This window comes from Natronorubrum halobium (assembly GCF_051351675.1).
GTDB lineage: Archaea > Halobacteriota > Halobacteria > Halobacteriales > Natrialbaceae > Natronorubrum.
The window spans coordinates 1,642,155-1,665,421 of sequence record NZ_CP195595.1 but is presented as its reverse complement, the minus strand read 5'-3'; the positions used below and the strand labels follow the sequence as shown (position 1 = coordinate 1,665,421).

23 protein-coding genes and 1 pseudogene are annotated in these 23,267 nt (G+C 66.1%); 7 read left to right on the top strand and 17 right to left on the bottom strand.

The features are described 5' to 3' along the window. Window positions 1–27 precede the first annotated feature (27 nt). Genes ACSFC7_RS08175 through nadA form a run of 4 tightly spaced genes read right to left on the bottom strand, consistent with a single transcriptional unit; the run spans window position 28 to window position 4,239 of the window. A complete protein-coding gene (locus ACSFC7_RS08175) occupies window positions 28–687 on the bottom strand; it encodes an RNA 2'-phosphotransferase (protein WP_436347219.1) in 660 nt (219 codons plus the stop codon). Window positions 688–741: 54 nt separating this feature from the next. Next, window positions 742–1,557 carry a carboxylating nicotinate-nucleotide diphosphorylase gene (gene nadC / locus ACSFC7_RS08170; protein ID WP_436347218.1) on the bottom strand — a complete coding sequence of 272 codons (816 nt, stop codon included), beginning with the start codon at window positions 1,555–1,557 and terminating at the stop codon, window positions 742–744. Between the two features lie 6 nt (window positions 1,558–1,563). Continuing rightward, the gene (locus ACSFC7_RS08165) at window positions 1,564–3,096 is read right to left on the bottom strand and encodes an L-aspartate oxidase (RefSeq protein WP_436347217.1); all 1,533 of its coding nucleotides are present in this window, start codon (window positions 3,094–3,096) and stop codon (window positions 1,564–1,566) included. 9 nt (window positions 3,097–3,105) lie between these two features. Then, window positions 3,106–4,239, bottom strand: coding sequence for a quinolinate synthase NadA (nadA, locus tag ACSFC7_RS08160; RefSeq protein ID WP_436347216.1), 1,134 nt, complete (start codon window positions 4,237–4,239; stop codon window positions 3,106–3,108). A gap of 204 nt (window positions 4,240–4,443) precedes the next feature. On the opposite strand from nadA, the gene gfo6 reads away from it, so the two are divergent. Next, window positions 4,444–5,514, top strand: coding sequence for a D-xylose 1-dehydrogenase Gfo6 (gene gfo6 / locus ACSFC7_RS08155; RefSeq protein ID WP_436347215.1), 1,071 nt, complete (start codon window positions 4,444–4,446; stop codon window positions 5,512–5,514). Window positions 5,515–5,541: 27 nt separating this feature from the next. Here the strand turns inward: gfo6 and ACSFC7_RS08150 are convergent, their stop codons facing one another. The 6 genes from ACSFC7_RS08150 to ACSFC7_RS08125 all read right to left on the bottom strand — a co-directional run bounded on the left by ACSFC7_RS08150 (window position 5,542) and on the right by ACSFC7_RS08125 (window position 11,648). Further along, the gene (locus ACSFC7_RS08150; RefSeq protein ID WP_436347214.1) at window positions 5,542–5,967 is read right to left on the bottom strand and encodes a hypothetical protein; all 426 of its coding nucleotides are present in this window, start codon (window positions 5,965–5,967) and stop codon (window positions 5,542–5,544) included. A 253-nt stretch (window positions 5,968–6,220) separates the two neighbouring features. Then, window positions 6,221–6,694, bottom strand: coding sequence for a DUF2267 domain-containing protein (locus ACSFC7_RS08145; protein WP_436347213.1), 474 nt, complete (start codon window positions 6,692–6,694; stop codon window positions 6,221–6,223). Between the two features lie 103 nt (window positions 6,695–6,797). After that, window positions 6,798–7,778 (bottom strand): LLM class flavin-dependent oxidoreductase, encoded by a 981-nt coding sequence (locus tag ACSFC7_RS08140; RefSeq protein WP_436347212.1) that lies wholly within the window; start codon window positions 7,776–7,778, stop codon window positions 6,798–6,800. 80 nt (window positions 7,779–7,858) lie between these two features. Continuing rightward, window positions 7,859–9,082, bottom strand: a complete 1,224-nt coding sequence (locus tag ACSFC7_RS08135) for an ABC transporter permease (RefSeq protein WP_436347211.1) — start codon at window positions 9,080–9,082, stop codon at window positions 7,859–7,861. Next, window positions 9,079–9,858: an ABC transporter ATP-binding protein gene (locus tag ACSFC7_RS08130; RefSeq protein ID WP_436347210.1), complete on the bottom strand. Its 780-nt coding sequence runs from the start codon at window positions 9,856–9,858 to the stop codon at window positions 9,079–9,081. Before ACSFC7_RS08130 ends, ACSFC7_RS08135 begins: the two co-directional genes overlap by 4 nt. Before the next feature lie 221 nt (window positions 9,859–10,079). After that, window positions 10,080–11,648, bottom strand: a complete 1,569-nt coding sequence (locus ACSFC7_RS08125) for an amidohydrolase (RefSeq protein ID WP_436347209.1) — start codon at window positions 11,646–11,648, stop codon at window positions 10,080–10,082. Between the two features lie 171 nt (window positions 11,649–11,819). Here ACSFC7_RS08125 and ACSFC7_RS08120 point away from each other — a divergent pair, with 171 nt between their 5' ends. The 3 genes from ACSFC7_RS08120 (at window position 11,820) to hmgA (ending at window position 14,050) form a co-directional block, all read left to right on the top strand. Further along, window positions 11,820–12,206 carry a hypothetical protein gene (locus ACSFC7_RS08120; protein WP_436347208.1) on the top strand — a complete coding sequence of 129 codons (387 nt, stop codon included), beginning with the start codon at window positions 11,820–11,822 and terminating at the stop codon, window positions 12,204–12,206. Window positions 12,207–12,275: 69 nt separating this feature from the next. Further along, window positions 12,276–12,668, top strand: coding sequence for a hypothetical protein (locus tag ACSFC7_RS08115; protein ID WP_436347207.1), 393 nt, complete (start codon window positions 12,276–12,278; stop codon window positions 12,666–12,668). A 131-nt stretch (window positions 12,669–12,799) separates the two neighbouring features. Beyond that, window positions 12,800–14,050, top strand: coding sequence for a hydroxymethylglutaryl-CoA reductase (NADPH) (gene hmgA / locus ACSFC7_RS08110; protein ID WP_436347206.1), 1,251 nt, complete (start codon window positions 12,800–12,802; stop codon window positions 14,048–14,050). A gap of 68 nt (window positions 14,051–14,118) precedes the next feature. On the opposite strand, the gene ACSFC7_RS08105 is transcribed toward hmgA, so the two are convergent. The 4 genes from ACSFC7_RS08105 to ACSFC7_RS08090 all read right to left on the bottom strand — a co-directional run bounded on the left by ACSFC7_RS08105 (window position 14,119) and on the right by ACSFC7_RS08090 (window position 16,977). Continuing rightward, entirely contained in the window at window positions 14,119–14,475 is a 357-nt protein-coding gene (locus ACSFC7_RS08105; protein ID WP_436347205.1) for a hypothetical protein, read from the bottom strand. Between the two features lie 171 nt (window positions 14,476–14,646). Further along, window positions 14,647–15,459, bottom strand: coding sequence for a DUF7260 family protein (locus ACSFC7_RS08100; RefSeq protein WP_436347204.1), 813 nt, complete (start codon window positions 15,457–15,459; stop codon window positions 14,647–14,649). After that, window positions 15,456–16,364 carry a DUF7551 domain-containing protein gene (locus ACSFC7_RS08095; protein WP_436347203.1) on the bottom strand — a complete coding sequence of 303 codons (909 nt, stop codon included), beginning with the start codon at window positions 16,362–16,364 and terminating at the stop codon, window positions 15,456–15,458. The genes ACSFC7_RS08100 and ACSFC7_RS08095 overlap by 4 nt, the downstream gene beginning before the upstream one ends. 88 nt (window positions 16,365–16,452) lie before the next feature. Continuing rightward, window positions 16,453–16,977: a DUF5817 domain-containing protein gene (locus tag ACSFC7_RS08090; protein ID WP_436347202.1), complete on the bottom strand. Its 525-nt coding sequence runs from the start codon at window positions 16,975–16,977 to the stop codon at window positions 16,453–16,455. Window positions 16,978–17,157: 180 nt separating this feature from the next. Here ACSFC7_RS08090 and ACSFC7_RS08085 point away from each other — a divergent pair, with 180 nt between their 5' ends. Next, entirely contained in the window at window positions 17,158–17,496 is a 339-nt protein-coding gene (locus ACSFC7_RS08085; RefSeq protein ID WP_436347201.1) for a cupin domain-containing protein, read from the top strand. Between the two features lie 70 nt (window positions 17,497–17,566). On the opposite strand, the pseudogene ACSFC7_RS08080 reads toward ACSFC7_RS08085, so the two are convergent. The 3 genes and pseudogenes from ACSFC7_RS08080 to ACSFC7_RS08070 form a co-directional block, all read right to left on the bottom strand. Beyond that, a pseudogene (locus tag ACSFC7_RS08080) lies at window positions 17,567–18,909 on the bottom strand (RNA-guided endonuclease InsQ/TnpB family protein). Window positions 18,910–18,912: 3 nt separating this feature from the next. Then, window positions 18,913–19,065 carry a DUF2080 family transposase-associated protein gene (locus ACSFC7_RS08075; protein ID WP_014052852.1) on the bottom strand — a complete coding sequence of 51 codons (153 nt, stop codon included), beginning with the start codon at window positions 19,063–19,065 and terminating at the stop codon, window positions 18,913–18,915. Between the two features lie 361 nt (window positions 19,066–19,426). Next, window positions 19,427–20,557 carry an ABC transporter substrate-binding protein gene (locus tag ACSFC7_RS08070; RefSeq protein WP_436347200.1) on the bottom strand — a complete coding sequence of 377 codons (1,131 nt, stop codon included), beginning with the start codon at window positions 20,555–20,557 and terminating at the stop codon, window positions 19,427–19,429. 375 nt (window positions 20,558–20,932) lie between these two features. Between ACSFC7_RS08070 and ACSFC7_RS08065 the strand changes: the two genes are divergently transcribed. Both ACSFC7_RS08065 and ACSFC7_RS08060 read left to right on the top strand, forming a co-directional pair. Further along, window positions 20,933–22,309 carry an NRAMP family divalent metal transporter gene (locus tag ACSFC7_RS08065; RefSeq protein ID WP_436347199.1) on the top strand — a complete coding sequence of 459 codons (1,377 nt, stop codon included), beginning with the start codon at window positions 20,933–20,935 and terminating at the stop codon, window positions 22,307–22,309. A 72-nt stretch (window positions 22,310–22,381) separates the two neighbouring features. Next, window positions 22,382–23,116, top strand: a complete 735-nt coding sequence (locus tag ACSFC7_RS08060; RefSeq protein WP_436347198.1) for an SDR family NAD(P)-dependent oxidoreductase — start codon at window positions 22,382–22,384, stop codon at window positions 23,114–23,116. Window positions 23,117–23,267 lie beyond the last annotated feature (151 nt).

Sequence of the window (23,267 nt, the reverse complement as noted above, 5' to 3'; positions counted from 1 at the left end):
CGGGACTCTCCTCACGCGGTCCTCTCGTCACCTCGAGAGATACGTCGGCGGCACCTCGTCGGTCGTGTACGTCTCTCGCCCGCGTTTCGCGATCCGGTGGCCGTCCGCGAGCATCGCTGCGGCGTCGACGACGAGGACGACCGGCTCACTCGCGTGACGCCGACCGACGCGTCGCGCTTCCTCGAGGTTCCCCGAGAGGTGGACGTGCTGGCGGGACACGGGCTGCACCCCCTCCTCGAGAATCGATCGGAGCGCCTCGGGTGCGGTACCGTGATACAGTTCGTCGGGCACCGGGGCATCGGTCGACTCGAGGGAGACGTCGACGGAGTGGCCGTAGGACGCCCGAACACGACCGTCGTCGACCGCCTCGTTCGAACCGGTTGCCGCCCGCTCGAACCGCCCCTTCGGATCGGTCGCGATCACTGCGTCGACGTGTCGCGGCCGCGCCCAGTCGTACTTCCGCTCGACGGCCGCGACGAGATCCGCGTAGCCCGTCCAGCCGTGATCGTCGAGTTCGAGGCCGACGTCGTCCGGAAAGTGTCGAAGCGCGCCGCTCACGAATTTCGAGAGACGGCGGCGCTGGTCCCCGGAGAGTACCTGCCGGCCGCGAGAATCACAGACGAGACAGTGTCCGTGATCGGCCGAAAACGCGCCGTGGTCCTCGCAGATTCGGATCGACTCCGTCACGGAGGGCACTGATCGCTCGAGCGAAAAAGGCGATTCGGTGATACCGACCGGCAGTCACTCGCCCGTCCGGAACGACAGATCCAGCGACGGCGCCGAGTGCGTGAGCGATCCCATCGAGACGACGTCGACGCCCGTCGCGGCGTAGTCGGCGACGGTCTCGAGCGTGATCCCGCCGCTGGCTTCGGCGAGGACGCCCTCGTAGTCGGCCAGCAGCGAGACCGCCTCGCGGGTCTCGCCGGGAGTCATGTTGTCCAGCAGGACGATGTCCGCGCCGGCCGCGGCCGCCCGCGGCGCGTCGTCGACGGTCTCGACCTCGACGTCGAGGTTCGTCGCGAACGACGTCCGGTTCTGAAAGTGTTCGATCGCTCCCTCGAGTCCTAGCTCCGCGACGTGGTTGTCCTTCACCATCACCATGTGTGAGAGATCGAGCCGGTGGGTGTCGCCGCCGCCCGCGACGACGGCGCGCTTCTCGAGGCCACGGAGGCCGGGCGTGGTCTTGCGAGTCGCAGCGATTCGCACGTCGTCGGATTCGGTGCGGGCGCGTTCCACGACGGTGTGCGTTCGGGTCGCGATTCCCGACGCGTGGCCCGCCAGGTTCACGGCGACGCGTTCGCCTCGAAGCACCTCGCGTGCAGGCCCCTCGACGCGGAGCACCTCGTCTCCCGACTCGACGGAGGTGCCGTCCGCGAGCGACTCGAACACCTCGACGCCGAGATAGTCGAAGACGGCCGTCGCGGCCTCGAGGCCGGCGACGATGCCGGATTCCTTCGCGACGAGGCGGCCGGTCGTCTCGCCCGGCACCTGGTTCGTGACGTCGTGGTGGCCGATATCTTCGCGGAGCCAGCGTTCGACCTGTGCGTCGGTGATCATTTGGGTTCAGTCGTCCGCCGGCTGTTCGGGTTCACCGGGCGATTCGTCCGGGTCGTTCACGACGTAGTGACAGCCGGTCGATTCCGTATTCTCGCTCGCCGCGCGGGCGATAAGCAGAGCCACGACGCTCGCGTTCCGGAGTTCGTACAGGTCCCGAGCCGTCCGCGTGCGAATGTAGGCGTCGACCTCGCCCTTGAGCCGCCGGAGGACGGCGCTCGCGCGGGCGATTTCGTCCGGATCTCGCTCGAGGCCCAGATACTCGTCCATCGTCCGCTTCAGGCGGATCGACTTCTCCGCGGCGAAGCGCTCCGGAAGGTCGGGGTCGCTGTCGCGGAGGTCGGGTGCCTCGACGATTTCGGGGTCGGCTCCAGATGTACCGGCATCTTCACCGGCACGGAGTCCCCAGACGAGTCCCTCGAGCAGACTCGTACTCGCTAACCGGTTCGCCCCGTGAACACCGGTCCGAGCACACTCGCCGACGGCGTACAGTCGATCGAGCGACGTTTGCCCGTTCTCGTCGACGTCGATGCCGCCGCACAGGAAGTGCTCGCAGGGCGCGACCGGAATCTCGTCTCCTTCGATACCGCGGTCGCGACACTTCGCTTCGATGGCGGGGTACTCCTCGGCGAACTCGAGCGGGCTCACGTCGAGCACGACCTCGCCCGTCTGCTGGCGTTCGGTTTCGACCGCGCGGGCGACGACGTCCCGCGGCGCGAGTTCGGCGTCGGGGTGGTAGTCGTCCATGAACCGCTCGTCATCTCCGTTTCGCAGTACGGCCCCTTCGCCGCGCAGTGCCTCGGAGAGCAGGAACGGATCGTCCCCATCGTAGGCGGTGGGGTGGAACTGCACGTACTCGAGGTCCGCCACCTCGGCCCCGGCGAGCGCGGCCATCGCGATTCCATCCCCAGTAGCGTCGTCGGGGTTCGTCGAGCGCGTGTAGAGCGCGCCGATGCCGCCCGTCGCGAGGACGGTCGTCCCGGCGAAGATCGGATGCCCCGTCGGATCTTCGTCGCTCAGAACGCCGTGGACTCGCCCTTCGTGCGTAATCAACTCGAGCGCGGCGGTATCCTGCCGAACCTCGATCCGGTCGTGATCGTCGATGTGGTTCAGGAACGGCCGCAGGATGTGCGTCCCCGTCGCGGCGTCGACGTGGAGGATGCGGTAGTTCGAGTGGGCAGCCTCCCGGGTGTAGTCGAACTCGCCCTCGCTCGTCTCGTCGAACTCGATCCCGAGGGTCTCGAGTAACACGTCCTCGACGGCGTCGTCGGCGTTCTCGACGAGGACGTCGACCGCGTCCGGATCGGCGGTTCCATCGCTTGCCTCGAGAATGTCCGCCTTGAGACTCTCCGGATCGCCGCGAGTCGTCGAGATGCCACCTTGAGCCCAGTCGGTGCTGGCGCCGTCGGGACGTTCGGCCTTGGTCAAGAGCAGGACGTCTGCACCCTCGCGTGCAGCCGACAGGGCGGCCGCACAGCCCGCGATTCCGCTGCCGACGACGAGGACGTCCGCGGTTTCCGGCGTCGTGTCTGTGTCAGTCATGGGTCTGGCTTAGATCTCGAGCATTCGTTCGAGTGCGACGCCCGCGAGTTCCTTCTCCTCGGGGGCGACCTCGATCACGTTGCGTTCGCGGCCCGCGACGAGTTCCTCGAGCACCCACGTCAGGTAGTTGGGATCGATCTGGCGCATCGCGTTGCAGTCCATGCAGGCGTCGCCACACAGCGGGAGGACGTTCACCTCGGGGTGCCAGCGCTGGAGGTGGTTCGTGAGGTGGATCTCGGTGCCGATGGCCCACGTGTCGCCGGGGTCGGCGGTCGCGACGGTTTCGCAGATTGTCGCGGTCGAACCCGCTTTATCCGCAGCCTCGACGACTTCGCGGCGGCACTCGGGGTGGACGATGACCTTCGCGTCGTCGTGGTCGGCCCGAACCTGATCGATGTGATCCACGCGGAACCGCTCGTGAACCTGGCAGTAGCCGTCCCAGAGAATGATGTCGCTCTCGGCGACTTCCTCGGCGTCCTTGCCGTCGGGATCCCACGGATCCCACTCGGCGATTTCGTCTTCCAGCCCCATCCGGTGTGCGGTGTTCTCTCCCAGATGCTTGTCGGGCAGAAAGAGCACCTTGTCGCCCTTCTCGAAGGCGTACTCGAACGCCCTGTGCGCGTTCGAGGACGTGCAGACGAGGCCGCCCTGGCTCGCACAGAAGGCCTTCAGGTCCGCGTAGGAGTTCATGTAGGTGATCGGGACGATATTCGCGTCTGGCGCGGCGGCCGTGATCTCGGCCCACGCGCTGTCGACCTGCAGGGCCTCGGCCATCCCGGCCATCGGACAGGAGGCCTCCATGCTCGGGAGGATGACCGTCTGGTCGTCGTCGGTGATGATGTCCGCGCTCTCGGCCATGAACGTGACGCCGCCGAAGATCACGTACTCGGCGTCGGCCTCGGCGGCCTCTTTCGAGAGCTGATAGGAGTCGCCGACGAAATCGGCGTGCTCGACGATCTCGCGTCGCTGGTAGTTGTGCCCGAGGATCACGACGTCGTCGCCGAGTTCCTCAAGCGCCGCCTCGATGCGTTCGGTCCGTTCCGCCTCCTCGAGTTCCCGGTAGCGGGGCGGCAACTGCTCGAGGTTGTCGTATTTGAACAGACTCAGATCGGTGTCCAGCTCCGCCGTTTCCATTTTGACCATATTACGTCACCTGTGGTTGACTACACATCACAGGCCGCTATTGAATAACTTTTTCCTTCGATACCCGCCCATGGGAGAATACCATCCGCTGATACGGTTGTTGAAAACTCAGAATCGGTTGTTCAGCGTTGCTAATAGATGAGCCGTGCTGATTCGGCGTCGAGCCGCCGCTGCTGACTTTTCGTTCGGGCACGTAGAACGCGTATGGCACTCGAGGACGCCTTCGCGGACTTCACAGGAAGGGACTGGGAGCGAGAGTCGCCCGACGGAACAGTTCGCCTCGCCGTGATCGGCGTCGGTGGGTTCGCCCGGAACCGCGCGCTGCCCGGGATCGCCGACGGCAGTTACTGCGAGACGACGACGCTCGTCACCGGCTCGCCCGACCGGACGCGAGCCGTCGCGGAGTCGTTCGACGTCCCGCACGTCGTCGACTACGACGCGTTTCTGGCCGGCGACTACGCGGACACGTACGACGCGGTCTACGTCGCGACGCCGAACGCCACTCACGGCACGTACGCTATCGCGGCCGCGGAGCACGGAAAGCACGTCATCTGCGAGAAACCCCTCGATACGAGCCTCGAGCGCGCCCGAGAGGTCGTCGAGGCCTGTACCGACGCCGGCGTGACGCTGATGACCGCGTATCGCCTGCAGACCGAGCCGACGGTCCGCCGCACGCGAGAACTCGTCGGCGACGGCGTCATCGGCGACGTCGTGCAGGTCCACGGCGGCTTCTCGCATCCGCTATTGGCGCACGCCGGTCCCGACTCCTGGCGGCTCGACCCCGATCTCGCGGGCGGCGGCGCGCTGGTCGACCTCGGCGTCTACCCCCTCAACACGACCCGATTCCTGCTCGACTGCGATCCAGAGGGCGTGTATGCGACGATCCACTCGAGCGGCGAGCCGTTCGACGCCGTCGACGAACACGTCGCCTTCCAACTCGAGTTCGACACCGGTGCGACGGCCTCCTGTACCGCGAGCTTCGACGCCCACGCCAGCAGCCAACTCGAGTTGGTCGGCACGGAGGGGAAGATCCACATCGAGTCGCCGTTCGGCGGCGTCGTCCCTCAGGCGATGGTCGTCGAGAGCGGCGACGTTCGTATGGAGTACACGGGACCGCCGGTGGACGAGGTCCGAGAGGAGTTCGACTACTTCGGCTACTGCGTGCTGACCGGCGCGGATCCGGAACCCGACGGTGCGGACGGGGTCGCGGATCTGCGGGCGATCGAGGCCGCCTACGAATCGGCGGGGACGGGGTGTCGAGTGGGTCTCGAGTAGTCGTTCGAGGCGGTGCGTCGGTTCGGCTCACTCCCGACCGGTTTCCCACCCCCACCCGGACACCTCACCGGCCCACGCGACGTACGCGACCACGTAGAGGACGCCGGCCAGAAGCACTCCGTATCCGACGTCGACGAGCGGTTCGCTCGGTATCGAATCGGATCGGACCAGTACGACGACGCCGATCGCGTACAGGACGATGACGACGGCCCGGCCACCGATCCCGATGCGCGTAAACCACTGTCCAACTCTCTCACCGAGGGCGGAGTTGGCGCCCGGACCGAGCGCGACGGCGGTCGCGAGGAATCCGACGAGTACTGCGGGCCACGATATCGCCGAGCGAACGTGGATTTGCGGGAGGAAGCCGACGACTACCAGAACGCAGAGTCCGACTTCCGTCCACGTCGGTGCGCGGTCCGGGAAGTATTCCGACGGAGCGATCCGGCCGACCATACGGATACGGGTCCCTCACACGAGATAAATGTTCACCGCAGCAGCAGGTAGCTGGGGAAGGAATAGCAGTGACTCGAGCGCGGCAAGTCGATCGCCGTGGCCGATACCGTGTCACGACGCCGTTTGCCGCCGGGAGTGGGTGACAGTGGTCGAACGGAAGCGACGGTCGGCGTACCGCCGCTATGGGTGACAGTGGCCGAGCGGAAGCGACGGTCGGCGTACCGCCGCTATGGGAGACGCCGGCCGTCGCCGCCTAGGGTTCCTGTTGCTCCCACGGCTGTCCCTCGGCGTCGACGAGTTCGAACATCTCGTCGAACTCCTCGGGGAACTGCTGTTCGACGTTGGCGATGACGCCGCCGGGAACCGTCTCGCTCAGGAGCGCGACGACGGCCTTGATGCGGAACACGGCGTCGGGTTCGTCGACGCCCGACGGCCGGCCGTAGTCGGTCTCGAGGTCGAGGTCCTCGTAGTTCATCCGGGCCATGACCCGCTCGACGAACTCGTCGAAGTCGAAGTTGTCGCTGTGATCGACCTGCAGGAGATAGCGGTCGATCTCAGTCGGCAACGGGCTGGCGATGTCCGTCGCGCCGCCCTCGTCGACGCGCTCGCCGATCGTCTCGAGCACGGCGCGCGTCGTTCGAACGGCTTCGGCCTGCGTGCCGGCCTCGATGCGGTGCTGTACCTCGCCGATGAAGTCCGTGTAGCTCGTCGGTTCAGTCTCGCTCATATGGAATCCGAGGACGTTCCTCACTCGAGGCTCTCGACCGATCGCTCCAAAAACGTCGTACCGGGATTCGCAGGGCTCGCCGATTCGAACCCGGTACGCCGGACTACAACCGCTCGGGGGCGAGCGCGTCGATCGTCGCCTCGGTGAGTTCGCTCGAGGCCGGTTCCGGAATCACGACGATCGGGTGATCGATCCCCGTCTCGGCCACGAGCGTCTGCAGTTGCTCGCGTGCGTCCTCGGGCGTTCCGGCGACGCCGAGATCCTCGAGCATCGCGTCGGTAACGGCGGCCGCGGCCTCGCGCTTGTCGCCGCCGCGCCACGCCTCGGCGACGCGATCCGCCTCGTCCGGGAACGCCATCGCGACCGCCCGCCGGTAGCCCTCGCCGCTCCCGACGTAGTAGGCGACGTGGCGGCGAAGCGTCTCGCGGGCCTCGCTCGCATCCTCGCTGACGGCCGCGGGGACGTACGGCGCGATCGTAATCTCGTCCGGATCTCGCTCGCGCTCTCGAGCCGCGGCGGCGACCTCCTCGAAGGCTTCCTCGAGCCGCGAGAATGGAATGTTGTGCGGGATCCAGCCGTCACAGAGCCGCCCGACGACGCGGCGGTTCGCCGGACCGAGACCGGCGTGGTAGATCGGGACGGGGACGTCGATCGAGGGGAAGTCCGCGGCCTCGAGGAGTTCCCCCTCGTAGGCGACGGGGCCGCCGTCCCCGGTGAACTCGCGGACGAGTTCGATCGTCTCGTGGGCGCGTCGGACCGGCCGATCGAAGGCCATACCGTGGAGATCCTCGACGGCTTTCGGGGTGCTCGTCCCGACGCCGAGCGTGAACCGGCCGTCGGACGCTCGCTGCAGCGACGCCGCGGTCATCGCGAGGACCGCGGGGGAGCGCGAGTAGACGTTCAGGATCGCGCTGCCGAGCGCGATCTCGTCGGTTCGACACGCGATCTCGGCGAGTTGCACGACGCCGCTCTCGCCCCAGAGTTCGCCGACCCAGACGGTGTCGTACCCCTGTTCTTCCGCGCGGACGGCGACGTCCGCTTGATCGACGTCACCGAACGACGTCACCATGAGTCCTGCATCCATACCCGGGGCAACGCGAACCAGTGAGAAAAAGTCGGGCGCTCGATCGGCGCCGAGCTCGGTCCCGGTATCGGGCTCGAGCGTTACTCGTGGCGAAGCGCTTCGATCGGATCGACGCGGGCACCGCGCCACGCGGGATAGAGCCCGGAGACGACGCCGACGCCGACCCCGACGACGATGGCGACGAGAATCCAGTCGATCGGGTACGCCATCGGCCACTCGAGCAGGGCCACCCCGAGGTAGCCGAATCCGAGCCCGACGGCGACGCCGACGGCCGCGCCGATCAGTCCCAGGATGACCGACTCGACGAGGAACAACTGCATGATATCGCGTCTCGTCGCCCCGACGGCCTTCATGATGCCGATCTCGCGGGTTCGCTCGGTGACGCTCACGATCATGATGTTGGCGATACCGATCGATCCGACCACGAGCGCGATCGCGGCGACGGCCCCGATGAACACCGTGAGCTGATCGACGATATCGGTGAACTGCTCGATGGCGTCCTCGAGGGTCTGGACCAGAATCTCGTCGTCCTCCTGTTTCAGTTCCGCCGCGTGGGACTCGTCCTCGAGGTAGTCGACGACCTCATCCTGTGCCGGATCGACGCTGTCGAGCCCTTCGGCACCCACCTGGAGGGCCGGGTAGGCCCGCTCCTCGTCGCCGTCGGGAGTCTCGATCGTCGTCGTGTAGTACGGTTCGACGGGGACGAACAGCTGGGGTGGCGTCTGCTCGCCGAGTTCGGCCTCGATGATGCCGGCGACGGTCACGGTCGTCTCGTCGCCGTTCTGGAACGTGAGCGTCACCTCGTCGCCGACCGAGAGGTTCTCCTCGAACAGTTGGCTCGTCCGGTCGTTGACGACGGCCTCGTCCTCACCGTCGAACGGCTCGCCCTCGACGAACTCCTCGTGCTCGAACCGATCCGCGCTCGTCGCCTGCGTGTCGATGACGCCGGTGACCTGTTCGTCGTCAGTCGCCGTTTGCACGACGTCCAGTTCGCCCTCGGGAGCGACGTAGGCGACGTCCGCTCGCTCCTCGAGGGCCTCGACGTCGCTCTCGGTGTATATCGGGGTATCGACCGGAACGATCCCGACGCCTTCTGCCGGTTCCGTCTGGGTGTGAACCGTCATCACCGGCTCCTGATCGGCTTCGATGTCGCCGACGACGCTCTCCGTGAACCCGCCGCCGAGTACCATGAACGTGATCACGGCGGCGACGCCGAGGATCACGCCCAGCGTCGTCAGCGTCGACCGCAGTTTGTGCGATCGGATCGACCGCCAACTGATGCGCAGGCTCTCTCGGAGGTTCATGGGTCCGTTCGCACCTCCTCGTCGGGGTCCCGCTCGCCGCCGGCGTCTCGGCCGCCTACCGCCACGTCTCGCGCGTCGCCGAGCCGTTCGACGGCTTCGACCCGTCCGTCGACCAGATGCACGATGTGGTCGGCGTGCTCGGCGACCTGTCGTTCGTGGGTCACCAGCAGGATCGTCGTCCCCTCGCGGTTGAGTTCCGCGAACAGGTCCATGATCTCCCGTCCCGTCTCCGTGTCGAGGTTCCCCGTCGGCTCGTCCGCCAGCACGAGCGTCGGTTCGTTCGCCAGCGCCCGCGCGACCGCGACCCGCTGGCGCTGCCCGCCCGAGAGTTCGCTCGGCTCGTGTTCGAGTCTGTCGCCGAGACCGACGCGCTCGAGGAGCGTCTCGGCCCGTTCGCGGCGGCTCTCGTCGGCGGTGTCGTGAAAGATCAGCGGCATAGCGACGTTCTCGGCGGCGGTCAGCCGCGGCATGAGGTTGAACGTCTGAAAGACGAAGCCGATCTCGGTACCCCGAAGCTGCGCTCGTTCGGCGTCCGAGAGCGCCCCGACCGTCCTTCCGCCGATCTCGATCCGTCCCTCGGTCGGCGTGTCCAGACAGCCGATCAGATTCATGAGCGTGCTCTTCCCCGATCCGCTCGGTCCCATCACCGCGGTGAACGAACCCTCGCCCAGCGCGAGCGAGACGCCGTCGATCGCGTGAACCGGCTCGGCGAGGTGGTACGTCCGGCGAACCGCCTCCGCGGTGACCGCAGTCGTGGGTCGTGATTTCGGTGTCATCCTTGCACCCAATCACGGCGCTACACCCCTTGGGTAAGTAACACTTTCAGACAACGCACGAAAATTAACGGTATCCCGGTATATCGCTCGAGCCGACGTGAGGATCGTCGGACACGCCCGAAACCCGTCGCTTCTCTCGGCAGTGTCCTCACCGATCACAACGGCGGTAGAACCGTCCACCGTCTCGCGCTGCACCGGAGTCCTCGAAAACGATCGCGACGCTATTCGCGCTCGTCGAAGACGGTCTCGCCGTCGACGATCGTCCTCGCCGCGTCGATCTCGTCGATCCGCTCGGAGCGGTCCCACGGGGACTCCTCGAGCACCACCAGATCGGCCCGCTTACCCACCTCGAGCGTTCCGAGTCGGTCCTCGTCGAACCCGGCGTAGGCCGCGCCCCGGGTGTACGCGCGAAGCGCCTCGGTGACCGACAGCCGCTGGGCCTCGGTGGGTGCGTTCACCGCGTGGTGGACCCCGAGCAGCGGATCGAGGGGCATGCAGTCGGAGCCGAAGGCGAGGGGGACGTCGGCCTCGAGCACCCGCCGAAATCGGTTCGTCCGGTTTCGCCGTTCCCGTCCGAGTCGCTGATCGTAGAGTCCGCCCTCGTCCGCCCAGCGGTGGAAGTTCGGCTGCATCGACGCGACGATGCCGGCATCGGCCATGCGCGCTATCTGATCGTCCGTTGCGAGTTCAGCGTGTTCGATTCGGTGGCGCGCCGTGGCGGCGTTGGGGGTCTCCTCGAGCGCCGAGAGCGTCTCCTCGATCGCTTCGTCGCCGATGGCGTGCACACAGAGCTGATATCCCTCGTCGCCGGCTCGCCCGGTGACCGACGCGAGTTCGTCGGGGTCGACGACCCACTGTCCGCGCGCGTCGTCGGACGCGTTCGACTCCGTCTCTGCGTCCGCGTACGGCTCCCGGATTCTGGCCGTTCGACTCCCGAAACTCCCGTCGGAGAACGACTTGATCGCGCCCGTCTGCACCCGGTTGCCGCCGGCGTTCGTCGGGAGCCCGACGTCGACGAGGGACTCGAGGTGGTCGCTCCAGTAGTCGATCCGGACGCGCAGCGGGAGGTCGCCGTCGGCCGCCAGTTCGCGGTAGATCTGCGGGGCCCTCGAGCCGCGAACCTTGTCGTGGACGCCGGTGACGCCGAGTTCGACCGCGCGTGCCATCGCCGCTGCGAGCACCTCGCGCATCTCCTCGCGGGCTGCCGTCAGCCGCTTTCTCACGGCCTCGGCGGCGTCCTCGACGGCGACTCCCGTCGGTTCGCCGTCGGCGTACTGGAGGTCGTCGTCGGGCAGGTCGTCCGCGAAAACCTCGAGCGCGGCCGTGTTCAGCGACACCGTGTGGAGGTCGACCCGCACCGCTACGACGGGTCGTTCCTCGCTCACCGCATCGAGTTCCCCGCGCGTGAGCGGTCGCGTCCGCGAGTCGTCCCACGCGCTCTCGTCGTAGCCGAAGCCGAGGATCCGCTCGCGGTCGGGGTCGTCGTCGGCTTGCTCGGTCAGGAGATCGACGCACGAGTCGGCGCTGTCGGCGCTCGAGAGGTCCGCGTGAACCAGGTGCTGTCCCAGTTGCTCCATGTGCGTGTGGGCGTCGACGAAGCCGGGGAGGACGACCCGCCCCTCGCAATCGATAACGTCCGTCTCGACGCCCTCGAGGAACTCGATCTCGTCGGTATCGCCGAGACGGACGATCTCGCCGTCGCGGACGGCGATAGCCTCGTGGACGGTGTCGGGGTCGGTGAGGGTGTGGACCTCCGCGTCGGTCACGAGGAGGTCGGCGGCCTCGGTCATAGCAGAGTGGCCGTGGGCGACGGCCAAAACAGTTGGGTCCACGGGCCGACGGCCCGTCGCAGGTCGCAGCGAACCGGCTGCGGTGCCGGCGACTTCCGTCGGCTCGTGTGCGGAGATGCTGAAACTGCATCTGAGCGCAAGGTTGACCTGTTAGCCCGTAGAATTGACCGTATGATCGATCGTGACGGCCGGATCGTCTTCGGGTCGCTCCTGGTGTTCGTCGTCATCCTCACCGGCTCGAACATCGCGGACCACCAGTTCGGGGTCTCGCTCCACGATCACCCGTTGTTGTCGTTTCTCGTGTTCGCCGGTATCGCCGTGGTCGTGCCCCAACTGTACCTCGCCGCGACCGACGACGAGCCGTGGCCTCGAGAACGGATACAGTTCGTGGCGGTCGCGACGGCCGTCTTCGCGACCCTCTTCGCCGCCGACGCGACCGGGATCAGGTATCTGGTGCTCGCGTCGATCGGCGCCGTTTCGCTCTTCGCGCTCGTCTGTTACGAGGTGCTCAGGTGGCATCGCATGACGATCGACGAGGTGCGACCGACCGCCGACTGAACCGGAACCACCGTTCGATATCGATCGGAGTGACAGAAGCGCTAACTGTCTCCGACGGAATACGTCGCTATGGTCTCCCGTGAAAACCGCGTCATTCTGGGCTCGTTTCTCCTCCTCGCGGCCGCGGTCGCTGGAATACTCGTCGCAGAGCAGTGGCTGGCCGTCCGGTACGGCGACAATCCGCTGCTCGCGTTCCTCCTGTTCGCCGGGCTGGCCGTGGCCGTTCCGCAACTCTACCTCGCGACGACCGACGCCGACGTCGACCCGCGGAGCCGGGTTCGATTCGCCGTGATCGCCACGATGGTGTTCGCGACGATGTTCGCGGAGTCGACGGACCAGTTCCAGAGTCGGGTGATTCTGGCTATTGCCGGCGGTGCGTTTCTCGTTCTCGTCGCCGCCGAGTTCGTCATGGGGTATCGCGGTTCGACGACCGACGGGCCGCGAGCCGACCCCGATCGATAACGAGGGGCGGCTGCGGTCGGTCGACGGCAGTCCGGCGCCGCGTTCGGTCGTCGCCGATGTCGACCTGCTCCTCCGCTCTCGAGCAGCGACGATCAGCAACCCTTAGGACCGACCGCTGTCTTGGCCAACGCATGACAGACCCCGAGGATCTCGCCACCCGGGTACGCGAGGGCGAGCTTCGCATTCACGAACTCGAGGAGCACACCGATCACGATACCGCGGCCGAGGCCCGTCGGCTGTTCGTCGAAGGGGAAACCGGTACCGACCTCGAGTCGATCGGCGACTACACGTTCCCCGCCGAACGGGCGGATCCGAACATCGAGAACATGATCGGCGCGGCCCAGATTCCGATGGGGATCGTGGGTCCGGTCGACGTCAACGGCGAAGAGACCGGAGCGAACGACGGCGGTGCCGCCGACGGCGAACACTACCTCCCGCTGGCGACGACCGAGGGCGCGCTGCTCGCGTCGGTCAACCGCGGCCTCGGCGTGATCCGCACCGCCGGCGGCGCAGACGCCCGCGTGACGAAGAACGGAATGACTCGCGCTCCGGTCTTTCGAGTGAAGGGGGTCGCAGAGGCCGCGGAGACCGTCGAGTGGGTCAACGACAATTTCGACGTGCTGGCCGACGCAGCCGAATCGACCACGAGCCACGGCGAACTGCTCGACGTCGAACCGTACGTCGTCGGCGACTCCGTCTACCTGCGATTCGCCTACGACACGAAGGATGCGATGGGGATGAACATGGCGACCATCGCGACCGGCGAAGCCTGCGAGATCGTCGAGAGCGAGACGCCGGCCTCCCTGGTCGCGCTCTCGGGCAACCTCTGTTCCGACAAGAAACCCGCCGCGATCAACGCCGTCGAGGGCCGCGGCCGCTCGGTAACGGCCGACGTCCTGATCCCCGGCGAACTCGTCGAAGAGCGGCTGCACACGACCGCCGACGCCATCGCCGAGGCCAACACCCGCAAGAACCTCACCGGCAGCGCCAAGGCCGGCAGTCTGGGCTTCAACGCCCACGCGGCGAACGTCGTCGCCGCGGCCTTCCTCGCGACCGGCCAGGACGAAGCCCAGGTCGTCGAGGCCGCGAATACAATCACGACGATGGACGCCCGTCGGCGCGAGGACGGCACCGCCGACCTCTACGCCAGCGTCTCGCTGGCCTCCCTCGAGGTCGGTACCGTCGGCGGCGGGACGAAACTGCCGACGCAGTCCGAAGCGCTCGAGATCCTCGGCCTCCGCGGCGGGGGCGATCCGGCTGGCTCGAACGCCGACGCGCTCGCGGAGATCATCGCCGTCGGCGCGCTCGCCGGCGAACTCTCCCTGCTCGCGGCGCTGGCCTCCCGTCACCTGGCGAGCGCACACGAAGACCTCGGGCGGTGAGCCTCGGAGAATAACTCGAGCGGGCCTCCGCAGCGAGACGTTCGACGGGTAAACAGGTCGCTTGCCGCTCAGCCGGCGACTTCGCCGGCGTCGTCTCGAGCACGAACCGTCACGAGCGCGATGTAGACGCCGCCGGCGACGAGGAGGAGATACCCGCCGAGTACCTGCGGGCCGGTCGCGGCCACCGTAATCACTCCCAGCCCGACCGCCGCGGTAGCGTGTGCGACGGCGAGGTCCCCTCTGCCGTACGCACCGTGGAGGAGTGCGATAGCGGCGAACGTCGCGGCGAACGCGGCCGTCGCCACCGTCGTCGCGTCGATCCCGAGGATCGTCTCGTCGATGTACCTGCCGTACGCGAAAAAGCCCAGCGCGACGATCGTTCCGACGCCGATCGCCGTCGCCTGTACGTCCACCGTCTCGTCCATGTGCGTACGTTGAAATGGGCGATGCAAAGCCTTGACGTTCGCTGCCGGCCGAGCGGACCGCTCCGCACGAGGTCGCCGGAATCGCGAACCGGACGTGGGCGTCTCGGAGTCGGCTGGATCTTCGAGTATCGCGACCGATCGGATCGCTCGCGCAGTAGACGCCGAGCGCACTCACACCCGCCGAATCAGGTGGTCGCGAACGATGCGCTGGCAGTCCGCGAGCACGGACTCGAGACGGAGCGTCGTCACCAAGACCGGATACGCGACCGGAAGCGGCCGATAGAGATACTCCAGAAACCGCCGGTGATCCGTACCGGCTGTCGGCCGGCCGGTGGTCGCGCCGTGGAGAACCGCCTGCCGGTCCCGGAGGAGTCGGTCACAGCTCCGTCGGTGCTGTGCCAGCGTCTCGTGGCGCTCCCGAAGTTCCTCGAAGCCGAGTGCCGACAGTTCGGTCTCGTTCGCGGCGACGAGCCACTCCGTGATCGCGTCGAGTTCGGTCTCGGCCGACACCAGCGAGTCGGCTTCCGTTTCGAGGACCTTCTCCATCGCGTCCGTCTCCGCCAACCGGTCGTCGATCGTCGAGCAGATCGCCCGCTTCACGGGCGGTGTCACCGGCACGTCCACGTTCGGCGCGAGTACGGTCGCGATCTCGTCGCCGAGTTCCGCGAGGATCGTCATCGACAGCGGTTCCGGTTCCTCGAGATCGGAGACGCTGTGCGGCCGGATCGTTTCCGCGAACGCCTCGCGAATCCGCTCACACGGCTTCGTGGAGTGGTGGTTCCGCTGTTGTGCCAGCTGGACCTGGGGCGTGACCGGCGTCGCCGGTCCCGCTCGCGTCGCTTCGCCCGCGTGGATCGGAGTTGCAGGCGAAACCGACTCCACGTCTCGACGGAACTGCTCGATCGCGCTCCGCTTTTCGGTCACCCGCTCCAGTTCGTTTCGGACGCGTTCCCGCGCGACGTGGACGTGCGTCCGGACGCTCACGACGTGGTCACCTCCGGAACGGTGAGGAGGCCGTTCGACCCGTCAGTTCGGCACGTCGTAACTGCAAGCCGGCACGCACCCCGGCGCTCGGCGTCGACACGCACCCAGTCCACGGACAGCTCCCGCCCCGTCCATCGTCGAAGCAGTTCGACGACGACCGGGAGCGTCACGACGCGGGTTCCGGGCCGTCTGAGCGCGTACCCACGTACCGTCATCACCCGCGACGCTGGCTCGAGAACACCGAACTCGACGGTGCCGCGCTCGAGAACGTACTCCTCGAGAAGCGTACACGATCGCAACCGAGACAGGGTCGCCTCGAGCGGGTCGCGGGTAGGCGGTCGCGGCGGCAATCGATCTGCGGTCGCCCGCAGGATCTCGAGTTGTTCGTCGGAGTCGAGTCGGTCCTCGAGTTCCGTCGCGATACTCTCTAGCAGCCGAAGACAGAGTTCGTCGGCAGAGTCGATCGACTCCGCCGTCTGAAAGTAGGTGTCCATGATCGCGTCCTCGACGCCGTCGTGAGGCGAGTCGGCGATGGTTTCGAACAGGGCGCCGGCGAGCCGGTGACAGAAGTCGACGCGTGAGCGTCCGTCGACCGTCCGTGACTCGGATGCCTGCGGCGGTGGGACGTCGACAGTCGGTTGCCCGTCAGCCGTCGCGCCGGTCCTCGGCCGCTGGCAAGCGATCACGTCGTAATCGGGAAGCTGGGGGTCGTACTGACGCAACACGGCACGGTACTGCTCCGTTCCACGGGCGGCTGCTCGCGCGACCGGCCGATCCTCGAAGTACAACCCCGTCGCAGGAACGGGACGCTCGCCCGTTCGTCCACAACGCAGGTAGTAGGTGCCGGTATCACTCGCGAGCGATTCGACGTGGTGACGGATATCGACGAGCGTCGCCCCAATCATTTAGGCTAGCCTAAAACTCCTGCGCCCATATAGTTTAGGTGAGCCTAAAACGTTCGGCGGCTCCGTCCGGTCGATACCAGCGATCGAACTACAGCAGTCGATACCGGCCGCGACTCTCGCTCACCACGCCGCGGCCCGTGAGTTTCTCGAGGGCGTCTCGAGCGTACTCGGCCGATACGCCGCGCTCGCCGGCGTACTCGACGACCTCACCCTCGGTCGGTCGATCCAGTTCCTCGAGCGCTCGTTCGACGATCTCCTTCTTGCTCCCGCTGCGATTCGGTCGGCGCGGATCGCGATCACCCGCGGCTTCGACCTCGTCGACGTCCAGTCCGGACTCCTCGAGGTACTCCTCGTCGTCGACGACGCCCTCGGCGACGTCGTCCTCGAGACTGTCGAAGGAATCTAACTTCGCGAAGGCTTCGCCCTCTCCCTGTCGACTCGCGAGCATCGAGGCGCGGACGTCTCGGGCGTGCCCCGCGTCCTCGGTCTCGACGAACTTCTTGCGTTTCTCGTAGCCCCGGCGCGAGCCACAGCGGGGGCACTGGGTCGTCTCCGAGCGTCCCTCGATGATCCAGAGGTTCGAACACTCGCTACAGCCGACGACGGCGTACATGTCACAGTGTGTGGCAGCCGACCTGTTGAATACGTCGGTTCGATCGGTAACGGACCATCGCATACGGTCGGCTGGTCGTCCCGACGGACGGCGGACCGGTCGCACTCGACGACTGACAGGTGGCGTGGGCCGATCACCGCTTGAGGTGCCTTTTTCTCCCCGGACACCGACGCAGACGCTATGGAACGGATTTCCCTGGACGACCTCGAACCGTCTGAAGCCGCCGACGGCGTTCAGCTGGCACTGATGGCCGGCTCCGAATCGATGAACGTCCAGCACTTCGAGATCGAACCCGGTGCGGTGGTCGAAGAACACAGCCATCCGAACGAGCAAACGGGATTCATCTACGAGGGCGAACTCGTCTTCGTCTCTAACGGCGAGGAGGTCGTCTGCGGCCCCGGCGACTCCTACGCGATTCCGGGCGACCAGCCCCACGGCGCCGAAAACCGCGGGGACGAGACGGTCCGCGGCGTCGACATCTTCAGCCCGCCACGCGAGAACCCGAACTGGAAGCAGTGACTTCCTCCCCACCCTACTCGCTCACCGCGGACGCGGTTCGCTTCTTGAGGGTAGCGTGAGACCTTCGGTCTCACGGACCATGCGAACGGCGGCTTCGCCGCCGTGAGCAGATGGGGCTTCCTGTTTCCACGACGCGCTTTGCAGGAACCGAATGAGTTCCCGTAGGGAGCGCAGTCTCCGCAGGTCGTTCGAAAGGCTTCGCCTTTCGTGATGACGAAAATCGAAGATTTTCGAACCACGTTGATTCGGGACAGCCCGTCCCTACTTGCTTCAGTCCGCGTACCAAGATGTTGTAGGCCGCGTTCCAGTCTCTGTCTGCAGTGAACCCGCACGACGGACACGAGTGTTCGCGTACCCACAGCGGTTTGTCCGTCTCGACGCCGCAGGCCGCACACTCTTTGGTCGTTCCAGCCGGACCGACCGCGACAAAGTGCGTTCCTTCGCGTTCGCACTTGTACTCGAGCATCCGGAGAAACGTTCCCCACGCCGCTCCGGCGCGGTTCCGGCTGTTCGACGGGAGTTCCATCAGGCCCTTGGCGTCGAGATCTTCGACCGCCACAAGATCGTATTCGTGAGCGTAGTGGTTCGAGAGCTTGTGCAGAAAGTCCCGACGCTTCCGTTGCAGATCGGCGTGACGATTTGCGACGGCACGCTGTTGCTTGCGGTAGTTCGACGAGCCGTGCTCTTTCCGCGAGAGCTTGCGTTGCTCGCGCTCCAACCGCTCGCGTTCCTCGGTGAGGTCGGGACGTTCGACGGCGGTGCCGTCGGTATCGTGGGCATACTTCAGGATTCCCACGTCGATCCCGACGCACTTCTCGAGGCGTTCGGGCTTCGGCGGTACGTCGTTCTCGGTTTCGATCCCGAGAACGGCGAACCACTCGCCGGTCGGCTCCTGCTTCACAACGACTTCTTTGATCGTGGCGCCGTCGGGAACGTCGCGGTGGTAGACCATCGGAACATCGCCGATTTTGGAAAGAGAAAGCACAGCGCGGCCACTCGTGTTGTTGAGTTCGAAGCCGTCATCAGAAATCTTCGATTTCTGATTGCCCATCAGACGCGCAGCGTCTGATGACCGGTTTGGCTGTACTTGATCGAGCGATATTCCTGCGGTCCTTTCCACTTGAGTTCGCCGACGTGGTAGCCGCTGTCCTTCCGCCCCTTCAGCGTTGAGAGATTGTCGTACAGTCGTTGTACAACCTTCTGCAACACCTTCGAGTGGACTTGCTTCAGGTCGGTCCACTCGCGTTTGAGGTCTGGAAGGATCGACTGCTCGGAGTAGGCGGATGTGCCGTCTACTCGGTTAAGTCGGTGCAGGAAGTGGTTGTAGACCTGTCGGCAGGTATCGACAGTCCACGCCAACCGCTCGTGGAGTTCGTCGGTTGGGTCGAGTCGATACCTGTAGTTGTAGCGCATGATCTACTCGCCAGAATCGGCGTCGGGTTCGGAAACACGGACGACCTTCACGTCCGCTCCGATCCACCGTTTCGGGACGAGGACGTGCGCGCCGTTTCCGACCGGGCGAACGTCTCGGTCGAGGACTTCGTAGCCCTCGATTTCGTGCCGATCCATTAACTGTGTATATACTTTGTTGTAACATAAAGGTATCGATAGCGTGAGCCTGCGGACCTGCTGTAGAACAGTGCAAGAAACTCGTGCGGCGTTGACGAGACGCGAAGCGTCTCGTTCGCGCACAAGAGCTTCGCTCTTGTGAACGCTGTATCCCCTCCCTGCTCGCGCCTTCGGACGTCGTCAGAAATCACAGATTTCTGACTGCCAATCAGAACGCAAAGCGTTCTGATGACGCTCACTGAGGAAGGGGCATTAGCGCCTTGATTTAGGTAAGGTCGAACTCGCGCAACACTCGACGTGTCGAGCGGTCCGGTCCGGTCTAATCGAACCGAACCGTCCGTTAGTCGATCGAACCGCCCCTTCAGAACTCGCCGTTGACGATATCGGCGACGGCCTGGCGATCGAACAGTTCGTCGTCGGTGAACTCGTCCGGATAGAGCTGCTTCGCCGCGCGCTCGGTGTGGAACAGGTTGGTGATCGGCCCCTGATAGAGGCTGCCGCCCTGGAAGAGCTGTTCGTTCTGGACGGCCTGGAGGTCGCTCGCGACCGAGTGGTCTTGCATGTACTCGAGGAACTGCGCCTGGAACTCCGATTCGGTCATGTTCTCGTTGCCCTGGAGCAGGATAACGTCGGGGTCGACGTCGAGGAGCGTCTCGTAGTCGATCTCGCCGCGCTGGTCGTGGAAGTCGCCGGCGTCGCTGTTCTCGGCGAGCGCGTCGGAGACGCCGAGTTCGTGCCAGTGTTTGTACGAGGTCCCGTCGTTGATCATGTACGGATAGAACGAGTCGGGTTCCTCCGCCGTCGGCCAGAGGATGGCGACCGACGGGCGCTCATCCTCGTCGGGCACTCGATCTCGAACGTCGCCGACGACCTCGTCGTGGAGGTCGGCGAACGCCTCGTAGCGGTCCTCGCGCTGGAACACCTGTGCGAGCTTCTCGAACCCCTCGTAGAGCGTGTAGTACTCGTAGTCGTCGTGCCACTCGTAGGTCCGCGTGAAGATCGTGTTCCCGAAGAACGGTCCGACGGCGTCCTCGATCTCCGTGACTTCGGACTCTTCCCACTGGAAGCGGTTGATGATGAAGTTCGGGTCGATCACGTGGACGTCCGAATCGAGTTCGTAGAGCAGTTCCGGGTCGACGTTGCCCTCGGTCGACAGTCTGGTGAGATCCGTGTCGACGTCGACCCCCGGCAGTTCGTCGTAGTACTGCATCGGGTACCGTTCGGGGAGCCAGACCGCGTCGGGCGTGCCGACGCCGAGCGCGACGCCCATATCCCCCCAGCTTCCGTTGCCGGCGATCCAATCGGTGGGAACCGAGTCGAAGGTGACCTCCCCGACGGGTTCCATCTCGACGGTGTACGGGCCGTCCGAGCCGCCGTTCTCGTCTTCCTCTCCGGACTGGCTCACGCACCCGGCGAGCGCGAGACCGGCCGCCGCAGCGCCGCCGGTCAGTAGTTGACGTCGACCGATCGAAGACCGATTGTTACCTGACATGGGCGAGTTTTAGGCGAACCTAAAAATAAGTGTTGCTATTTCTGCGCGTTTTCGGACTCGATCCTCACCGCTCTGACCCGATCGGTGCTCGAGCGCTCCGGATCGCCCGCAGCACACTCCTCGTGATCCGCGTGCCGGACGCAATGTGCCAGTGCAGGCTGTGCACGTCGCCGAGTGATCGGACGATAAGTAGCGGTCGACCGTAAATGGTCGGTGACCACTGAACTGATCCGACCACGGTGCCGACCCCGTCGAATCGCCTGAAACGGCTGTCGACGTGGCATGCCCGTTTCGTCGCGCGAATCCGTCCGGAATGTGTATGGTCCACCGGCGAATACCACGCAGTTATATACCGTACTCGTCAAGGGTGGGCCGATGGCAACTGAATCACAGCCGTCGGATTCGTGGGGAGTCGGACGGATCGGATCGTCACTCGAGCGACTGGGGCCGACGTGGCTCGCCGGGGCGATTGCCGCGGGGCCGGCGACGATGGTCAGCCTGCTGGTCGCCGGTGCGAGCTTCGGCTACGCGCTGTTGTGGGTGGTCCTCCTCTCGGCGGTCCTCGGAACCGTCGGCCAGTATCTCGCGATGCGACTGGGACTGCTCACCGAGGCCGGGATCGTCGCGGTCGTCGAAGACCACCTCGGCTCGTTCTGGGCCTGGGTGCTCGTCGTCGACGCGGTTCTCGCCGCGGGTCTCGCCCAACTCGTGATTATGAAGACGCTGGCGGACGTCAGCGCGACGGTCGTCGGGACGGCGGGCGTCGGGATCTCCGCGCTCGCCGATCCGCGCCTCTGGGGAGTCACCTGGGCGGTGATCCTCGCGCTCGGACTGGCCGGCGGGGGCTACCGGTTCGCCGAGATCGGCGCCAAAGTGCTCGTCTCGCTGGTCGTACTGACGTTCGTCGCGTCGGTGTTCGTCGTCCCGATCGATCCGGCTGCAGCGGCGTCCGGGCTCGCTCCCGAGATGCCGGCCGGGGTCGGCGGCGCAGTCGTCGCCGCCGGCGTCCTCGGCGGCGCGGTCCACATCACGCTCCTGACGATGCAGAGCTACACGATGCGCGCTCGCGGCTGGACGGATGGGGACCGCGACATCGCGACGTTCGACGTCGTGAGTTCGATGCTCGTCGCCTTCGGGATCTTCAGCCTCGCGGTCTTCCTCGTCGCGGCGAGCGTGCTCCCCGACGCCGGCGTCGATCCGGCGACGCTCGACGCGATTCAGGCCGCCGAGGTCCTCGGTCCCGTCGCCGGCGAGTACGCCACGTGGCTGTTCCTCGCCGGTCTCCTCGGGGCGGCCGTCTCGACGCTCGGCGGGAACACGATCGTTCCGCCGTACCTCCTCGCCGACAAATTCGGCTGGGAGCAGTCCGTCGAGGATTCGCGCTATCGGGCCGCGATCGTCGCCGTCGCGCTCGTCTCCGCTGCGGGGGCGTTTCTCGAGGGCGCGTTCTTCGAACTGCTCGTCCTCGTGCTCGCCTTCGGCCTCGTCGGGACGCCCTTCGTCCTCGCCGTGATCCTCTACCTGTTGAACGATCCCGACGTCGTCCCAGAGACCAACTCCAACCCGCTGAACCTCGGTGGAGTCGTCCTGTTCGCCATCGCGACCGTCCTCGCTGGCGAGTTCGTCCTCGAGGAACTCGAGACCGTCACCGAACCGACGTCGGCGTTCGTCGTGGCCTTCGCGGCCGCGATGACCCTCGCGATCCTGGGACTGGCCGGGCGGTACGTTCGGGACCAGTTTGGCGGAGAGTAACCGATCGAGACGGCGTCTGAACGCGAGCCGATCGAGCCAATATACAAGCCGGTGGGGTTCGACTGTCAGTCCATGCCAGAACTCGAGAACGAAGTCGTCGTCGTCACGGGCGCGAGCCGCGGCCTCGGCGAATCGATGGTCGAACGGGTTTCCGAAGAGGGAGCGCGCGTCACGCTCACGGCCCGCGACGAGGAGCGAATGGAGGAGATCGCCGCCGATCTGCCGACCGAATCGCTCGTCGTTCCCGCGGACGTTCGCGACGCCGACGCGGTCGAGCGGGTGATCGAGCGAACCCTCGAGGAGTTCGGCCGCATCGACACGCTCGTCAACAACGCGGGCGTGAGCCTGCTCGGGATGCAGGACTCGCGGAACGGACTCGTCGACGTCACCGAAGCGGAGTGGGACACCGTCCTCGAGATCAACCTCAAGGGCGTCTTCCTCTTTACCCGCGAGGTCCTGCCGCACATGTACGAGCAGGAACGGGGCAACATCATCAACATCTCGTCGGGGCTCGGCCGGCGAGCGATCGCCGGCGCGGGTGCCTACGTGAGTTCGAAGTGGGGGCTCGAGGGACTCACCCGGACGACGGCGCTCGAGGGCGAAGCCCACGGCGTCAACGCCAACGCGCTCGATCCGGGCGGTCGGGTCGATACCGACATCTGGGCGCACCTCCCGGAGGAAGAACGCGAGCAAATCCTCGATCCGGACGTGATGGACGATGCGGCCGTCCTGCTCGCCGCGCAGGGGCCCGACGGCGTTAGCGGCGAGTCGATGGCCGCCGACGAGTGGGAGGAGCGACTCGGGTAGCCGTTCAATTCGCCTTCCGTCCCACTTCGAATTGATACTCTACCGCGGATGGCGCGCGCTGTCGATCATGTCCGAGCGAAAGCGAGGTTCGAGCGGAGTGAGATCCTCGGAAAGAGAACGGTGAACGGAGTGAACCGTGAGCGAAAGCGAG

What these genes read in the sequence shown, in the direction of transcription:
- nadC (WP_436347218.1), bottom strand. Translation starts at nt 1,557, where the DNA reads ATGATCACCGACGCACAGGTCGAACGCTGGCTCCGCGAAGATATCGGC.
- ACSFC7_RS08165 (WP_436347217.1), bottom strand. Translation starts at nt 3,096, where the DNA reads ATGACTGACACAGACACGACGCCGGAAACCGCGGACGTCCTCGTCGTC.
- nadA (WP_436347216.1), bottom strand. Translation starts at nt 4,239, where the DNA reads ATGGTCAAAATGGAAACGGCGGAGCTGGACACCGATCTGAGTCTGTTC.
- gfo6 (WP_436347215.1), top strand. Translation starts at nt 4,444, where the DNA reads ATGGCACTCGAGGACGCCTTCGCGGACTTCACAGGAAGGGACTGGGAG.
- ACSFC7_RS08150 (WP_436347214.1), bottom strand. Translation starts at nt 5,967, where the DNA reads ATGGTCGGCCGGATCGCTCCGTCGGAATACTTCCCGGACCGCGCACCG.
- ACSFC7_RS08145 (WP_436347213.1), bottom strand. Translation starts at nt 6,694, where the DNA reads ATGAGCGAGACTGAACCGACGAGCTACACGGACTTCATCGGCGAGGTA.
- ACSFC7_RS08140 (WP_436347212.1), bottom strand. Translation starts at nt 7,778, where the DNA reads ATGGATGCAGGACTCATGGTGACGTCGTTCGGTGACGTCGATCAAGCG.
- ACSFC7_RS08135 (WP_436347211.1), bottom strand. Translation starts at nt 9,082, where the DNA reads ATGAACCTCCGAGAGAGCCTGCGCATCAGTTGGCGGTCGATCCGATCG.
- ACSFC7_RS08130 (WP_436347210.1), bottom strand. Translation starts at nt 9,858, where the DNA reads ATGACACCGAAATCACGACCCACGACTGCGGTCACCGCGGAGGCGGTT.
- ACSFC7_RS08125 (WP_436347209.1), bottom strand. Translation starts at nt 11,648, where the DNA reads ATGACCGAGGCCGCCGACCTCCTCGTGACCGACGCGGAGGTCCACACC.
- ACSFC7_RS08120 (WP_436347208.1), top strand. Translation starts at nt 11,820, where the DNA reads ATGATCGATCGTGACGGCCGGATCGTCTTCGGGTCGCTCCTGGTGTTC.
- ACSFC7_RS08115 (WP_436347207.1), top strand. Translation starts at nt 12,276, where the DNA reads ATGGTCTCCCGTGAAAACCGCGTCATTCTGGGCTCGTTTCTCCTCCTC.
- hmgA (WP_436347206.1), top strand. Translation starts at nt 12,800, where the DNA reads ATGACAGACCCCGAGGATCTCGCCACCCGGGTACGCGAGGGCGAGCTT.
- ACSFC7_RS08105 (WP_436347205.1), bottom strand. Translation starts at nt 14,475, where the DNA reads ATGGACGAGACGGTGGACGTACAGGCGACGGCGATCGGCGTCGGAACG.
- ACSFC7_RS08095 (WP_436347203.1), bottom strand. Translation starts at nt 16,364, where the DNA reads ATGATTGGGGCGACGCTCGTCGATATCCGTCACCACGTCGAATCGCTC.
- ACSFC7_RS08090 (WP_436347202.1), bottom strand. Translation starts at nt 16,977, where the DNA reads ATGTACGCCGTCGTCGGCTGTAGCGAGTGTTCGAACCTCTGGATCATC.
- ACSFC7_RS08085 (WP_436347201.1), top strand. Translation starts at nt 17,158, where the DNA reads ATGGAACGGATTTCCCTGGACGACCTCGAACCGTCTGAAGCCGCCGAC.
- ACSFC7_RS08075 (WP_014052852.1), bottom strand. Translation starts at nt 19,065, where the DNA reads ATGGATCGGCACGAAATCGAGGGCTACGAAGTCCTCGACCGAGACGTT.
- ACSFC7_RS08070 (WP_436347200.1), bottom strand. Translation starts at nt 20,557, where the DNA reads ATGTCAGGTAACAATCGGTCTTCGATCGGTCGACGTCAACTACTGACC.
- ACSFC7_RS08065 (WP_436347199.1), top strand. Translation starts at nt 20,933, where the DNA reads ATGGCAACTGAATCACAGCCGTCGGATTCGTGGGGAGTCGGACGGATC.
- ACSFC7_RS08060 (WP_436347198.1), top strand. Translation starts at nt 22,382, where the DNA reads ATGCCAGAACTCGAGAACGAAGTCGTCGTCGTCACGGGCGCGAGCCGC.